Annotated in this window: 16 protein-coding genes and 1 riboswitch; of the genes, 9 read left to right on the top strand and 7 right to left on the bottom strand. The window is 56.0% G+C overall.

The window, feature by feature from the left end:
- Positions 1 to 331: 331 nt before the first annotated feature.
- Positions 332 to 543: riboswitch (cobalamin riboswitch) on the top strand.
- 138 nt (positions 544 to 681) lie between these two features.
- From DS906_RS12460 to DS906_RS12450, 3 genes are read left to right on the top strand one after another with little or no spacing between them, the layout of a single operon-like run.
- Complete coding sequence (locus DS906_RS12460) at positions 682 to 1,530, top strand: metal ABC transporter ATP-binding protein (protein ID WP_113790484.1); 849 nt, start codon at positions 682 to 684, stop codon at positions 1,528 to 1,530.
- The gene (locus tag DS906_RS12455; protein WP_233494776.1) at positions 1,523 to 2,425 is read left to right on the top strand and encodes a metal ABC transporter permease; all 903 of its coding nucleotides are present in this window, start codon (positions 1,523 to 1,525) and stop codon (positions 2,423 to 2,425) included. The genes DS906_RS12460 and DS906_RS12455 overlap by 8 nt, the downstream gene beginning before the upstream one ends.
- Positions 2,422 to 3,321, top strand: a complete 900-nt coding sequence (locus tag DS906_RS12450) for a metal ABC transporter solute-binding protein, Zn/Mn family (RefSeq protein ID WP_113790483.1) — start codon at positions 2,422 to 2,424, stop codon at positions 3,319 to 3,321. Before DS906_RS12455 ends, DS906_RS12450 begins: the two co-directional genes overlap by 4 nt.
- Before the next feature lie 80 nt (positions 3,322 to 3,401).
- On the opposite strand, the gene DS906_RS12445 is transcribed toward DS906_RS12450, so the two are convergent.
- A complete protein-coding gene (locus DS906_RS12445; protein ID WP_113790482.1) occupies positions 3,402 to 3,644 on the bottom strand; it encodes a hypothetical protein in 243 nt (80 codons plus the stop codon).
- A gap of 186 nt (positions 3,645 to 3,830) precedes the next feature.
- On the bottom strand, positions 3,831 to 4,742 hold the full coding sequence (locus tag DS906_RS12440) for a LysR family transcriptional regulator (RefSeq protein WP_113790481.1): 912 nt from the start codon (positions 4,740 to 4,742) through the stop codon (positions 3,831 to 3,833).
- 170 nt (positions 4,743 to 4,912) lie between these two features.
- Between DS906_RS12440 and DS906_RS12435 the strand changes: the two genes are divergently transcribed.
- From DS906_RS12435 to DS906_RS12410, 6 genes are all read left to right on the top strand, one after another.
- Positions 4,913 to 5,929, top strand: coding sequence for a TRAP transporter substrate-binding protein (locus DS906_RS12435; RefSeq protein ID WP_113790480.1), 1,017 nt, complete (start codon positions 4,913 to 4,915; stop codon positions 5,927 to 5,929).
- 69 nt (positions 5,930 to 5,998) lie between these two features.
- Positions 5,999 to 6,535: a TRAP transporter small permease gene (locus DS906_RS12430; protein WP_113790479.1), complete on the top strand. Its 537-nt coding sequence runs from the start codon at positions 5,999 to 6,001 to the stop codon at positions 6,533 to 6,535.
- Positions 6,536 to 6,552: 17 nt separating this feature from the next.
- Positions 6,553 to 7,893 carry a TRAP transporter large permease gene (locus tag DS906_RS12425; protein ID WP_108861887.1) on the top strand — a complete coding sequence of 447 codons (1,341 nt, stop codon included), beginning with the start codon at positions 6,553 to 6,555 and terminating at the stop codon, positions 7,891 to 7,893.
- A 17-nt stretch (positions 7,894 to 7,910) separates the two neighbouring features.
- Positions 7,911 to 8,405, top strand: a complete 495-nt coding sequence (locus tag DS906_RS12420) for a universal stress protein (RefSeq protein ID WP_058277392.1) — start codon at positions 7,911 to 7,913, stop codon at positions 8,403 to 8,405.
- A 268-nt stretch (positions 8,406 to 8,673) separates the two neighbouring features.
- Positions 8,674 to 8,901 (top strand): DUF1127 domain-containing protein, encoded by a 228-nt coding sequence (locus DS906_RS12415; protein ID WP_113790478.1) that lies wholly within the window; start codon positions 8,674 to 8,676, stop codon positions 8,899 to 8,901.
- A gap of 48 nt (positions 8,902 to 8,949) precedes the next feature.
- Positions 8,950 to 9,153 (top strand): hypothetical protein, encoded by a 204-nt coding sequence (locus DS906_RS12410; protein ID WP_113790477.1) that lies wholly within the window; start codon positions 8,950 to 8,952, stop codon positions 9,151 to 9,153.
- 90 nt (positions 9,154 to 9,243) lie between these two features.
- Here the strand turns inward: DS906_RS12410 and DS906_RS12405 are convergent, their stop codons facing one another.
- Genes DS906_RS12405 through DS906_RS12385 form a run of 5 tightly spaced genes read right to left on the bottom strand, consistent with a single transcriptional unit; the run spans position 9,244 to position 13,017 of the window.
- Positions 9,244 to 10,386, bottom strand: a complete 1,143-nt coding sequence (locus DS906_RS12405) for a saccharopine dehydrogenase family protein (RefSeq protein ID WP_113790476.1) — start codon at positions 10,384 to 10,386, stop codon at positions 9,244 to 9,246.
- Between the two features lie 22 nt (positions 10,387 to 10,408).
- Positions 10,409 to 10,657: a SemiSWEET family sugar transporter gene (locus DS906_RS12400; protein ID WP_113790475.1), complete on the bottom strand. Its 249-nt coding sequence runs from the start codon at positions 10,655 to 10,657 to the stop codon at positions 10,409 to 10,411.
- Between the two features lie 12 nt (positions 10,658 to 10,669).
- Positions 10,670 to 11,716 (bottom strand): saccharopine dehydrogenase, encoded by a 1,047-nt coding sequence (locus DS906_RS12395; protein WP_113790474.1) that lies wholly within the window; start codon positions 11,714 to 11,716, stop codon positions 10,670 to 10,672.
- 14 nt (positions 11,717 to 11,730) lie between these two features.
- Positions 11,731 to 12,345: a glutathione S-transferase family protein gene (locus DS906_RS12390; RefSeq protein WP_113790473.1), complete on the bottom strand. Its 615-nt coding sequence runs from the start codon at positions 12,343 to 12,345 to the stop codon at positions 11,731 to 11,733.
- A gap of 21 nt (positions 12,346 to 12,366) precedes the next feature.
- Positions 12,367 to 13,017, bottom strand: coding sequence for a histidine phosphatase family protein (locus tag DS906_RS12385; protein WP_113790485.1), 651 nt, complete (start codon positions 13,015 to 13,017; stop codon positions 12,367 to 12,369).
- Positions 13,018 to 13,417: the final 400 nt, after the last annotated feature.

The following is a 13,417-nucleotide window of genomic DNA, read 5'->3' as shown; positions in this document are numbered from 1 at the left end:
AATCCTACTCCCGCAACCAGCGTCAGATAACCCAAAACACCACAGTCAGACTACAAATGATCCCACGGATCAATTGCTTAACGTATGCGCCCCGTCAGGCGAATAACCGCAACACCAAAGACACAAATCATAAAACCGTAAACAAAAAAAAGTCCAGGCAGATCAAAACAGTCCAAAAGACCGTTGGCCGTGCGTCTGAAGCTGTAAGAAGCGGGGCCTGTGTAGTAACCACCGTTGGTCACCTCTACCGCGCGACGTCTATGGTCGATCAGCGATAGGAACGAATAGCCTTCCTGCACAAGTTTGCGCTCTTGTCGAATCAAATCAATTCGTATTTTGTCCTCGCGATGGTTCCCGACTGTATTCTGCGGTCAGGGATAAAAGGGAATACGGTGCGGTTCTGTAAAAAGACCAATTCCGTGACTGCCCCCGCAACTGTAGGCGGCGAGCGACCCGAGATCGTCCACTGGGCAATAGCCTGGGAAGGATCGGGATAGCTTTGACCCGCAAGTCAGGAGACCTGCCATCCGAAATTTATGAACCTGGGCGGGGTGTCCCAGAGGGAGATGACAATGTTTCAAGCGGTCCGTACCGTGCATGACTTTGCGCTCGCTTTGCCCCTGTCCGAACACAGGAGGCGTTGCCGTTGTCATTGCAAAAAGCTGACACCCAAAGGGGTAAGTGTCTGACAGAATTCAGCGTTCCGGTGCTGGTCGCGGGGGCTCTGGCGTTGTCGGCGCTTTTGTGGCTCGCGATTTACGCGGTGATTTGATGTCGGCCGTTTTGCAAATACGCGATCTGACGTTGGGCTACCGCGACCTGACATTGTTTCACCGCCTCTCCATGGATATCGCGGCCGGAACGACCCTTGCCGTTCTTGGTGCGAACGGGTCGGGCAAGAGTACATTTGTAAAGATGCTGCTTGGCTTGATGGATCCTCTTTCGGGCAGTTTGATTTGGCCGCAAGGCCGTCCTCGTGACATCGGGTACCTAGCGCAGATGACCGAGTTCGACCGCCGATTTCCCATCCGTGTGAGGGATCTTGCCGCGATGGGTGCCTGGCGCGGGTTTGGTTATCGTACCGGGCTGGACGCCGCCGCGCGTGACCGGATGGCCGCCGCGCTGGATGAGGCCGGGGTACTGGATATCGCTGACCGGCCTCTGCATATGCTATCGGGTGGGCAACTGCAGCGCGCGCTGTTTGCGCGGGTTATCATGCAGGACGCGCCGCTGATCCTGCTGGATGAACCGTTTGCCGCAGTCGACCAAAGTACCGAAGCTCATCTGCTGTCGATTATCCGCCGATGGCGCGATGAGGGGCGCGCGGTGGTTTTGGTGGTGCACGATCTTTCCTCGGTGCTGGATTATTGCAGCCATGCGCTGCTTTTGGGCGGGCAAGAGGCAACCCATGGACCGGTGAATGACGTTCTGACGCCAGATCGGCTGGTTGCGCAAGGTTACCTCTCGGAAAGTCAGGCGTCCTGGATGTTCCGTGGCACCCATTCAACAGCGGAGCACGCCAATGTATGACCTGATTGCAGAAATGTGGAGCTTTGCCTTCATGCGTCGCGCTTTTGTGGCAACCACGGTCCTGTCGGCCTCGGTTGCACCGGTAGGGGCGTTTCTTGTTCTGCGTCGCCTGTCGCTGGCTGGTGAGGCAATGGCCCATGCGATTACCCCAGGCATCGTCATCGGCTTTGTCACGGCGGGCTTGTCAGTCATGTCACTGCTGGTCGGAGGGCTGATCGCCGGTGTTGGCGTCGCCATTTTGACCGCCTTTCTGGCACGCCGGACGATCCTGCGCAGCGATGCCAGTCTTGCCTCTCTGTATCTTATCGCATTGGCGGTAGGTATCTTTATCCTGTCTGCAGCGGGGTCCGCAGTTCCACTAAAAAGCTTCCTGTTCGGATCAATCCTTGGGATCGACGATGCGTCGATGGTCCTTGTCGGCGGGGTGGCGACAGTAACATTGCTGGCATTCGCCGTTCTGCTTCGTCCGCTGATTGTCAGCACCTGTGATCCGGTTTTCTTCGAAACTCAGACGCGCGGGCCGTGGCTTGTTGATCAGGGTTTTATGCTGCTGTTGGTTCTGAACCTGTTGGCGGCATTCAAAACGCTGGGCACGTTGATGGCCGTTGGCTTGATGATCCTGCCCGCGACTGCCGCGCGTTATTGGGCCAGTACGATCACCGGGCAACTGATCCTGGGTTTTCTGTTTGCCTTGTCCAGTTGCTGGATCGGCCTGACCCTGTCCTACCTGTTCCCGGACACGCCGTCCGGCCCGGCGATCGTATTGGTTGCCGGTGGGTTCTTTCTGTTTTCGGCCATTTTCGGCCCCCTTGGTTTTGGCAGACGGATGCGCAAACCGTCTGTTTCCAAAGACATCCCCATTGCCCAAATTCAACAAGAAGAGAGAGCACAATGACTCTTGTTAAGTCACTCTATGCCGGCATCGCCTCTGTGTCGTTTGCTTTGGCGGCCTTGCCGACCGTTGCGGCAGAAGACAACGTCAAGATCGTCGCCAGTTTTTCGATCCTCGGCGACATGGTCGAAGAGGTCGTCGGCGATCTGGCCACGGTTACGACAATCGTGGGCCCGGACGCGGATGCGCATGTGTATCAGCCTTCGGTTGCAGACGCGAAGGCCGTTGCTCAGGCCGATATCATCTTTGTCAACGGTCTGGGCTTTGAGACATGGTCCGATACCCTGATCGCTGAATCGGGTGCTGACGCAACCGTGCACGTTGCCACCGACGGTATCACGCCTGTCACAGTCGAGGGCAAAATCGACCCTCACGCCTGGAATTCGCTGTCGAACGGCATGATTTACGTGACCAATGTCGCCGACGTGATGACAGAGGCGATGCCCGAGCACGCCGAAGAAATCGCTGCCAACGCCGCGGCCTATATCGCGCAGCTTGAGGCGCTGGATGCAGAAACCAAGACAAAGCTGGCAGGCCTGCCCGCCAATCGCCGCACGGTTGTGACCGCACATGATGCATTTGGCTATCTGGCAGACGCCTACGGCCTGACTTTCCTTGCACCGGTTGGCATCGACACCGAGGCAGAGCCATCGGCCAAGGACCTTGCTGTTCTGATTGACCAACTGAAGGCGGATGGTGCTGCGGCGCTGTTTGTTGAAAACATCACAAGCCCCACTTTGATTCAGCAAATCTCGGATGAAACGGGCATCGTGATTGGTGGACGGCTGTTCTCGGACGCCTTGTCGGAACGGGGTAGTCCGGCCACCAGCTATCTCGCGATGTTCCAGCACAATCTGAACACTCTGCTGAACGCGCTTGGGAACGCAACCGCAAGCTAACTAGTCTTTAGGTACGGGGCGGCGCCTGAACCGCCGCCCCGTACCGTGCTTTGGAACAGCGGGTTCTTGGAAATCGTCCCCTAGTCCGGCTTCCATCCATCTTCGTATTCTCCCAAAGTTCGGGAAAGATCCAACAGCGAGGCGAACAGTCTTGCGTAAACGTCCCGTGACATCATGGTCTTGTTGTCATCCAACACTTGCAGAAGATCGACAACACCCGATGCAAAGGCGTCATAGACCAACTGGTCCGCAGGCGTTGGGTCCAGGGTCCATATTTCGTGCGCGTTATAATACCCTACGGGTTGGGGATCGTCGTCTATCATTTGTCCGCCTCATACTGGTGAGGCGCATGTAAGTGAGAAGAAAGCGAGCGCTAGTGATGTGGCAGGAAGTCACAAGTTTTTGGCGACGCCAAAAACGTGAACCCGATATCGCGTTTGGCCGTTGACAGGATGTGATGAACTACCTCTCGGCCGCAGTCGACTTCTGTTGTGCCAACCGAGCAGTTGTCAGAGTTTCGAATGTTCGCTCTGCAAAACTTCCAGAAACAGGTTTGTCACCCGCGTCGGTTCAGGTTGCTTTCTGGTCACTGCTGCAAACCGGGTTCGATATTGTGTTTCGTCCGGCAGCACCATCCGCATCTTTTCCTGGTCCACAAAATCCTGCGCAAGATGATCAGGCAAATAGCCAATATATCGCCCCGACAGGATAAGTATGGCCAGCGCCTGCTCGCTTTGAACTTTTGCTGAGCGTTTAAAACCCAGTTGCTGGCCGACGATCAGGTTCGGAGAGTTCACGCTGAGCCCAACATAGTTGTACCTGAGCAGATCGCTCGTCCTCAGTTCCCGGTCCGGTATTTCGAACAGAGGGTGTTCCCGGCCGCAATACAGGAACATGTTCTCGCCATATAACGGCGCATAGTTAAGGCTTGTCGAAGGGCGATGCAGCGCGATAATCCCAATGTCGAGCTGACCGCTGATGACCATGGTCTCGATCACGTTTGGCGGCTCAAGCGACAGTTCGATCTGAACCGAGGGGGCGGCTTCGTTGAATCGATGAATGGCGCGGGCAAGCCGGGAATCCGGATTTGACGCACATTGATCAAACAGAGAAACACGAATAGTTCCCCCCAATTGTTCCTTGATCTCGCTGACCTCGTTCCGAAATTGCGACACGGACACAAGCAAGTGATCTGCTGCTTGCAGCACTTTTGCGCCGTCTTCTGTCAGGGCGAACCCCGCAGGGCCACGTGTGCACAATTTCAGGCCCAATCGCAGTTCCAGATCAGTAACATGCTTTGAGATTGTCGATTTGCCGATATTCAGCTCAACTTCGGCTGCAGACAGACCGCCACTTTCCACAACTGTCTTGAAAACGCGCAGCAATCGGATGTCGCTGTCGCCGATGCGTGAGGCAACCATTTTCTTCCCAATTCCTAAGGTTCTATATATATGAAACCTATCGCGCAAAGAATGGCAACATAGAAACACATTTCACGAGCTACTCTGAAAAAGCCGAGGTAGAATCGGACTGGCCATCTCTCCCCAGGTCAGCGCGCACCTCGAAACATGATAAAACTGGGAGGACATCTATGTCATTCATCAAAAAGCTTGGCACCATGACTGCTGCCGTTTCGGTCGCAGCACTAATGGTTGCTGGCGCAGCCGACGCGAAAAACTTCAAGATTGCTGTAGGCGATAGTGCTGGCAGCGCACAAGAAGCCCTCGGATTGGCTTTCGTTAAGGCACTCGAAGAAAAATCGGGTGGCGCACACACAGCTACACTGTTCCTGAACGGTCAGCTGGGTTCCGAGCAGGACACCGTCAACGAGGCCGCGATCGGCACGCTGGACATGTCGCTGCTGGCGATCAACAACATCACGCCGTTCTCGCCTTCGGTTGGTGTATTCACTCTGCCTTATGTGATCCTGTCCCTGGAAGATGCTGAAAAGCTGACCCAAGGCCCGATCGGTCAGGAACTGGTGGAAAACACCATTCGTGACGCAGGTGTGCGCATCATCGGCTGGACCTACACAGGTTTCCGCCGCCTGACCAACTCGAAAAAGCCTGTCAGCTCGGTTGCTGACCTGCAGGACCTGATCATCCGCGTTCCCAAGAACGAAATCATGATCGAAACCTACAAGTCCTGGGGTATCAGCCCGACTCCGATGGCATGGTCCGAGACCTTCACCGGTCTGCAAACCAAAGTTGTCGACGGTCAGGACAACCCTTACCTGACGATCAACGCAATGAAGTTCTACGAGGTCCAGAACCACGTGACCAACCTGCGTTACATCTTCTCGATTGAACCGCTGATTGTTTCGGAATCTGTATTCCAGGGTCTGAGCGAAGAAGATCAGAAGATCATTCTGGAAGCCGGTCAGGAAGCAACTGAGATTTCCGCACAGTTCCTGCGTGACTCTGAAGCTGCGATCAAAGAAGAGCTGACCGCCAAGGGTATGGCAATCATCGATCCTGAGAACGATGAGGCCGAGTTCATTGAACTGGCAACCGGTGCCGTATGGCCGCAGTTCTACGAATCTATCGGTGGTGTCGACAAACTGAACACGGTCCTCGAGGCCATCGGCCGCGACCCGGTCCAGCAATAATCGCCAAAGAGCGAAGAGGAAAAGAGCGCTTCGGCGCTCTTTTCATCTCAGGGAGGAGGGAATTCCGAAATGTTCTGGAGATTTCTGGACAATATCGAAAGTATCATCTGCCGGATCCTGCTATCCGGCTTCGTCTGTCTGCTGTTTTTACAGATCATAGCGCGTGAAGTCTTTGGCTTTTCGTACAGCTGGATCGAAGAACTGTCAGTCTACATGTTCGTCTGGTTTGTCTACTTTGGCGCCAGCTATGCGGCATTGAAAGGTGCGCATAACCGGGTGACCTTCCAGTTCAAGTTCCTGCCCGAACGCTACATCAAGTACATCGAGGCTTTTGCTGATCTCTTCTGGCTCTTTTTCAACGTCTACTTCCTGTATCTGGCGACGGACTTTGTCTTCAACAAGATGAACAAGTTCTGGAAATCCCAGACCCTGGGTATTGAGATGAAGTATGTCTACATGGTTCTGCCTCTCGCCTTTGCGCTGATGACCGTGCGCATCATTCAGGTGAACTATCGCCGCCTGATCAAAGGTGAAGACATCCATGATCCTGACCAGATCGACCTTGATGAAATCAAAGCTGCCACCGAAGCAGCTAAGCGCGACTGAGGCAGGGAGGAAAAACCATGGAATCCGAAATCGTCACAATCCTATTTGGATCGTTTCTTTTACTGCTGCTCATCGGCGCACCGATTACGGTTGCGCTGGGTGTGGCATCGCTGTTTTCGTTCCTTTACTTAGGCGAAAACCCAATCAAGTTCGTGCAGATTGCATTTACCTCGGTGGGTGCGTTCCCATTGATGGCGCTGCCTGCATTTATTCTGGCCGGGGCTCTAATGGAGGCCGCCGGTATCTCAAAACGCCTAATCAATGTTGCTGAAAGTCTGGCTGGTCCATTCACCGGCGGTATTTCGGCTGCGACGGTTATGGCCTGTCTGTTCTTTGGCGCCATTTCGGGCTCGGGCCCGGCAACAACCGCGGCCGTGGGGATGCTGATGATCCCAGCAATGATCGACCGTGGCTATGAGCGCGGCTATGCCTCTGCTATTACCGCTTCTTCTGGCGGCCTCGGGATTATTATTCCTCCCTCCATCCCGATGGTGATCTTCGGCATTGCCGCGCTCGGTATGGCGCCTCCGCTGGAAGCAGTTGAAAAGTTCGGCACCTTCCAGTCGGTTTCGATCTCGAAACTGTTCATCGCGGGCTTTGTCCCGGCCTTCCTGATCGCCACCAGCTTGCTGATCCTGAACTACTTCATGTCTAAAAAGCGTGGGTACAAAGGTGTAGCCGAAGGTTGGTCGATCCGTCACGTGGGCTGCGAGATGTATCGCGGGTTCTGGTCGCTGATGGCGCCGCTGGTGATCCTGGGTGGTATCTATACCGGCTTCTTCACCCCGACCGAGGCCGCTATCGTTGCGATCTTCTACACTCTGTTCGTTGGCGTGGTCATCTACCGTGAACTGACATGGCAGTCGCTGTTCCAGTCGCTTGAAGCCACGACTTGGCTGACGGGCCGCGTTCTGCTGATCCTGTTCACCGCGACCGTGTTTGGCCGCCTTCTGGTGGAAAACCAGATCCCGGCGATCATCGCGGACTCGATGCTCAGCTTTACCGACAACCTTTATGTGATCTGGGCGCTGATCATCTTCTTCCTGCTTTTCGTCGGCATGTTCATGGAAACACTGGCCACCATCCTGATCCTGGTTCCGGTGATGCTGCCTGTGGCCTATTCAGTCGGTATCGACCCGATCCACTTTGGTGTGGTGATGGTCTGTACGCTGGGTATCGGCTTCCAGACGCCGCCGCTGGGTGAAAACCTGTTCATTGCATCGGGTATTTCGAACATAACGATCGAGCAGATCTCGATCCGTGCATTGCCCTTTGCAGCGGCTAACACGATCGCGATCTTTATCATTGCGTTCTTCCCTGAGCTGTCGCTATGGCTGCCAAGGCTGTTGGGCTACTGACCTGAAAGGATGATGCTATGAAACAAATGGTGACAAATATCCTGTTCGCCACCGATCTGTCGGAAAACTCGGGTCATGCCATGCGCAATGCGGCCAGCATTGCGATGGCGACAGGGGCAGAAATTCACGTCCTGCATGTGAACGAACCCCTATCGGACGATGCGAAGATCACGATGGACATGTTCATCCTGAACGAAGAGACGCGTAAAACCGCGGCCCAGCGTCGCCATGAAATGGTGCGCAAGGTGCTGGCCGAACGGCAAGCCAAGTTCTGGGCACAGTTCGAAGGCGATGACGCGAAGATCCGTGAACAGGTGTCCTCTATCGAGGTCACCGACGGGCACCCGGCCGAGGTGATCCTGCGGCGTTCGGTCGAGATGGGGTGCGATCTGATCGTACTCGGCGCGCATGACCACGGCTTTTCGCACACCTTCCTTGGTACGGTGGCAAAACGTGTCTTGCGCCGGTCGAAGATCCCGACGCTGATCGTTCCGAACCCGGACGAAGTTTAAAATACTCCATGGGCCGCTGCGTTTGTAGCGGCCCATGCTTTGTGCCAAGCCGCGCAAACAAACAAGCAATGCCTGAATACCGCGTATTCCGCATCAAACCGCCCTTTTTTATCTTGGGCAAAAGTCTTCCAACCCGTACATCCGGCAGAGATCACGCTAGGTAAGCTTCGTTAACGGAGTTTAATGTTGCGGTGTCCTCTCCTTAAGAACCGGTTCCTTTATTTGAATTGTGACCAATACCGCAATCCAAATTCAGGAGGAGAAGACCATGGAAGCGACACAGACAATAACCCCGAACGGCAACGTTTTTTCCACGCTGTTTGCGAATTATGCAGAGGCCCGAACCGAGCATTTCCGCCGCAGGGTTTTTGCCAACACAGTCCACGACCTGGAGGCGCTAAACGATTGCCAACTGAGCGACATCGGCATCCCTCGGGCTGAAATCAAGCAACGCGCCTATCAAAGTGTTTATCACGGCGCACCTTATCGGCAGTAAGCAAGTGCCGGAAATAGCACCCGCGTAACCAGTTATGAGGTAGTACCAATGTTTGATGTCATCCCGCCAAGCAAGCAATTGCCGCCCACGACCAGTGCCCTGCAATTGTTCGACCGCGCCATGCAACTACGTGCGATCAGCGCCGATATCGTGCGGGCCGCACAGTATTTGGACAGCTTTTCCGATCAGGAATTGTCCGAACTGGGCATAAACCGCAACGATCTTGACGATACGATCCAACGGTTCATCTGAAGCTGTGGCGATAGCCAGGTTTATTACCGGCGACAGAGACGAAGACTAAAAGCCACTCCGACATATAGGAGTGGCTTTTTTAATTTGAATTTAGGCGGTGTGATCGACGACTTGCAAATGCTGCGCCAGCTTGTCGATCTCGGCCATCCAGCCCTGCACCAGTTTTGGATCGCTGGGTGCTGCATGGACACCGACGGCGATCGCACGGTTCAGGACCGCTTCGACCGCCAGCGAGACCGGGATAGATACCAGTCGCGCCATTGCCGTCCCGCGCGCGTCGCCCCACGCGTCCATGACATAAGTTTTGTGCCAGACGTGTGTGCCTTCTTTCTCGGCCTTCAGTCCTACGCACAGAACCACGCGGTCCGGTTCCCCTTCGTCATAGGCGTTTTCGTCCCAGAACTGGTCCGACATTTCCTTCAGGCGCGCGTCGCCCTCGGGTCCGGACAGTGTTTCGATCTCGCTGAACACGTCCGACCACGCATCGGCCCAGCCATTCAGGCGCAAGGTGCCGCGGACGAATTCCTTGACGGTCCAGTGATCCTCGAACTGATATTCTTCCATGAAGGGCAGCGAGTCTCGGTTCGGATAAACCTCAAAACTTTCCGGTGTGGGCAGAGGCGCTAAATAGCTGCTGATTGCATCCCATGGGCGCGCGACATCCAGCGGCGCATAATCGCGGATCGATTTCGACGGTGAACGCAGCGCCTTGAGCACACCCAAAGGCGACCAGCTGAACTTGTAGCGGAATGGGTTGGGGTTCTTCGGAATGCCGCCGCAATACGAGATAAAGCTCAGGTGGTTCTGCGCATCAAACGCGTCCGAGGCGCAATAGTCGGCGATCAGGGCGTGTGCCATCAGGTGGTCAATACCCGGATCAAGCCCGACCTCATTCACCAGCGCCACACCGGCCTCGCGGGCCTTGTCATCCAACGCGCGCATCTCGGGCGCAATGTAAGAGGATGAGACAAAATTGGCCTCTTTGGAAATCGCGAGTTCCGCCAGCGGCACGTGCCAATCACCCGGCAGCATCGAGACGATAACGTCACCTTTTTCCAGCACTGCTCCCAGCTCGTCGATGTCAAAAGCACGTATGTCGTTGGTCAGATCTCCGATCTCAGCCTTGGCCTTTTCAATGGTCCGGTTCCAGACAGTGACCTTGTGCCCGCCTTCAATCAGGCGACGCAGGCCGGGGATGGCCGACAGGCCGGTGCCACACCAATGGATGGTCATGCTTAAGCTCCTCTATGGCTGTTCAGCCGAATTTCAGTTTCGCGACCACGATCGCACCGACAAGAAGGATCGATATCACATTGCCCAGAATCAAAGGCCAAGCAGCGATCATCAATCCGTAGGCCAACCACAACGTCAGTGTTGTCAGGATCAGCAGGTTTGCAGGCAGAGACAGGTCCTTGGTTTCGCGGCTGCGCCACGTTTTCAGGGTCTGGGGGAGCCAGCAGATCGTTCCAAGAACCGCTGCTGCACCGCCGATCAAGTGTTCCATGTGTGCACCGGCTCAGACATGTTTGCGAAACTCGTCCTGTGCCCGACCCCAAACACCGCTTTCGATCTCTTTCAACGTCAGCAGAGTTGGCAGCAGTTGCGCGGCGTAGTCGTCCGAGCTTTCGACCGGCAGCATCGAAGGCAGATTGTCGATCGCCATGACGTCCATCACCGGATCACTCGCAACGCGCAGGGCGGGGGCGTCCCATGTGGTGGCACGGTCGTAAACCGGAACCGGGTTGTAATCGCTGTCCGGGTCACAGGCGACATCACCAATAGCGGTCAGTTTACGCGGCGCTGTCAGCGCCTGGCGCGGCACAAAGACTGGGGTGCTCGGGCGGGCGAAGATGCAATTCAGAAATATGTCATGTTCCAGAATTTCGGGGAAAGGACCGCCGCCGGCGGTTTCGGCCATGTCCCATTTGGTGACAGTGACACCCATCGCCTCACACAGATCAGCCGCGCCTGAACCAACGCGCCCCAAGGCACCGATTACGATGGCGCGGGGGCGGTCGGTGCCGGTGGCGTCCAACTCGGCCAGCAACTCAGCATTCAGCGCGTCCTTGCTGGGATAGACACCAACCGGCGGGCATTCCTCGTTCCGTTGCTGCACCGCCCATGTCTTGAGCGTGACAGCTGCGCCAGCATAACCAGCCCAGTAGCCAAAAGCTGCGACACGGCGGCCATTCTCATCCACAAGGTACTCCAGATCATAAAGCGTGCCGCCCCCGGTCTTGAACCGATCCATTAGTGAACGCCCCGAATGCTGACCCTTATAGGCGTGACCGAACATGATGTGGCGATGGGGCAGGGGGGTACCGTCCTCTGGCAACTCCTTCAAACCAAAGATGATGGCATCAAGGGGGGCATCGGGCCAGGAATTTTCGGGCGCAATCTCGCAGCCTGCGTTTTTGTAGCCCTCTATCGGGATAGCGCGGGCATGGCTTTCTTCGACAGTCACCCGGACGCCTGCCGCAATCAGGGACGCCGCGCCTTCTGGGGTCAATCCAACCCGTTCTTCATTCGGGCGTTGCTCTGCCCGGACCCAGAGATGTGTCATGCGTCGTCCTTTACTCAAATCATCCCGGCGGCGCGCACCGCCTGAACCGAGGTGCGCGCCTCCATCGCCTCGCGGAAAGCGAGGATTTTGGGAAAGGCCGACACGTCCACGCCGTCGCCTTCCAGCCAGCTGCACACTACATAAAGATACGCATCCGCCAGCGAGACGGTATTGCCCAACACAAAGGGCCCGCGCAAACCGTTTGATACGATGTAACCACAGGACGTCGTCATGGTCTGGGCGACCTTGCCGGTCATGTCTTTCCAGCTGGCTTTCTTGTCGGCCCAACGGGCCCCGCGCAGCTTGTGTGCATGGTTCACATGCATGGTCGAGGCCAGATAGTACATCACTTCGCGCATACGGGCCGCCATGACAGGATCGGCGGGGACAAGATTTGCGTCAGGCGCAACCGTAGCGACATATTCCAGCAACGCCCCGGTTTCAGTCAGGATACCACCATCAACCGCCAATGCAGGCACACGGCCTTTTGGATTGATCTGTTTGTAAGCCGGTTTGGTCTGGTCGCCTTCGGCGAAGTCCAGACGGACCGCTTCATAGTCCAGACCGGCCTCCTCCAACGCGATGGCAACGGCGACCGAAATGGTGCGGGGGGCATAATAAAGCTGCATCAGAGTGCCTCCGGGCTTGGATTACAGATGCGTTTGCGCAAACTGCCTGTCTGGGGCGTCCAGATGCGGGACTGCGTTGAACAGAACCGGGCTCAGCTGCGCGCCTATCGGATGCAGACGATGCATTGAGGTGTTCATGATGGCAAGAGCCACCCGCGACATCGCGGGTATATCCAGTCCCATGGCCTGCCTTACAACCATCGAGATCAACCCACCCGAGGTCACGACAATCGCCGGACCCCCTTCGGTGCCGACATCGCGCAAAGCGTCCGAGACGCGTGTTTCGAACTCCTCAAAGGTTTCGGGCGTTTCCTCGATCTCGCCTCTGGCCCATGCGGCAAAAGTGCGCGGCAGATGATCGACAAACCCTTCCCGGTCGGTCGGCACGGGGATGCCATGTTGCTCTTCATACAGTTTCGCAATGTTGAAGTATTCAACCTCATTGAGGCGTGGATCACGGGTAGGTTCGGGCAGTCCCATGCTGGCGGCGGTTTCCACGTGGCGCGACAGGGTTCCGCAATAGACGCGCGGGTAGAACGCTCGTGTGTTCTGCAGATGCGCGCCCAGCCAACGGGCTTGCTGATGGCCCAGATCGCTGAGCTTGTCATAGTTTACTTCGTCACGTGCGGTGGTGTTGGCCTGCCCGTGACGCACCAGTGTGATATGTGCCATTGCGTCCCCTCTTGCGCGAAGTCTTAGGGCAGGTTCAGGGTTGGTGCCAGAGCCCTTTGGCAGAAAGCGGCTAAAAATCAGTTTGATGGCTCGGCTGTCTTTAGTTCGCCGCAGAAATTTGCCCATGGCACGTCGCATGCTATGTTGCCTAACGGAAAAAAGTTTCCTATAGGATGCAAAGCCGCTGCATGCGGCCGTATACATGCCTCTGCAACGCCGCCCTCGGGGACCAAAAGACCGCCAGCAGTCGAAGCCTGTTGACTCGCTGCGCAGTCCTAGGAACCTTGGTGTCAATTGGCGACAATACAGAGATAACGTTGCAATCCATGCGGCAATGTTGCCAAGGTCTTAGGAAAGGTCTCTGCCATGTCTGACGCACCCAAACGCACCCCTTTGCATT

Origin of the sequence: Ruegeria sp. A3M17 (assembly GCF_003318255.1) — a bacterium.
GTDB lineage: Bacteria > Pseudomonadota > Alphaproteobacteria > Rhodobacterales > Rhodobacteraceae > Ruegeria.
This window is presented reverse-complemented; position numbering and strand designations above follow the sequence as displayed.

Coding starts and splice junctions, on each gene's coding strand:
- DS906_RS12390 (WP_113790473.1), bottom strand. CDS start 12,345: ATGCAGCTTTATTATGCCCCCCGCACCATTTCGGTCGCCGTTGCCATC.
- DS906_RS12420 (WP_058277392.1), top strand. CDS start 7,911: ATGAAACAAATGGTGACAAATATCCTGTTCGCCACCGATCTGTCGGAA.
- DS906_RS12435 (WP_113790480.1), top strand. CDS start 4,913: ATGTCATTCATCAAAAAGCTTGGCACCATGACTGCTGCCGTTTCGGTC.
- DS906_RS12410 (WP_113790477.1), top strand. CDS start 8,950: ATGTTTGATGTCATCCCGCCAAGCAAGCAATTGCCGCCCACGACCAGT.
- DS906_RS12385 (WP_113790485.1), bottom strand. CDS start 13,017: ATGGCACATATCACACTGGTGCGTCACGGGCAGGCCAACACCACCGCA.
- DS906_RS12450 (WP_113790483.1), top strand. CDS start 2,422: ATGACTCTTGTTAAGTCACTCTATGCCGGCATCGCCTCTGTGTCGTTT.
- DS906_RS12405 (WP_113790476.1), bottom strand. CDS start 10,386: ATGACCATCCATTGGTGTGGCACCGGCCTGTCGGCCATCCCCGGCCTG.
- DS906_RS12430 (WP_113790479.1), top strand. CDS start 5,999: ATGTTCTGGAGATTTCTGGACAATATCGAAAGTATCATCTGCCGGATC.
- DS906_RS12455 (WP_233494776.1), top strand. CDS start 1,523: ATGTATGACCTGATTGCAGAAATGTGGAGCTTTGCCTTCATGCGTCGC.
- DS906_RS12425 (WP_108861887.1), top strand. CDS start 6,553: ATGGAATCCGAAATCGTCACAATCCTATTTGGATCGTTTCTTTTACTG.
- DS906_RS12415 (WP_113790478.1), top strand. CDS start 8,674: ATGGAAGCGACACAGACAATAACCCCGAACGGCAACGTTTTTTCCACG.
- DS906_RS12395 (WP_113790474.1), bottom strand. CDS start 11,716: ATGACACATCTCTGGGTCCGGGCAGAGCAACGCCCGAATGAAGAACGG.
- DS906_RS12440 (WP_113790481.1), bottom strand. CDS start 4,742: ATGGTTGCCTCACGCATCGGCGACAGCGACATCCGATTGCTGCGCGTT.
- DS906_RS12445 (WP_113790482.1), bottom strand. CDS start 3,644: ATGATAGACGACGATCCCCAACCCGTAGGGTATTATAACGCGCACGAA.
- DS906_RS12400 (WP_113790475.1), bottom strand. CDS start 10,657: ATGGAACACTTGATCGGCGGTGCAGCAGCGGTTCTTGGAACGATCTGC.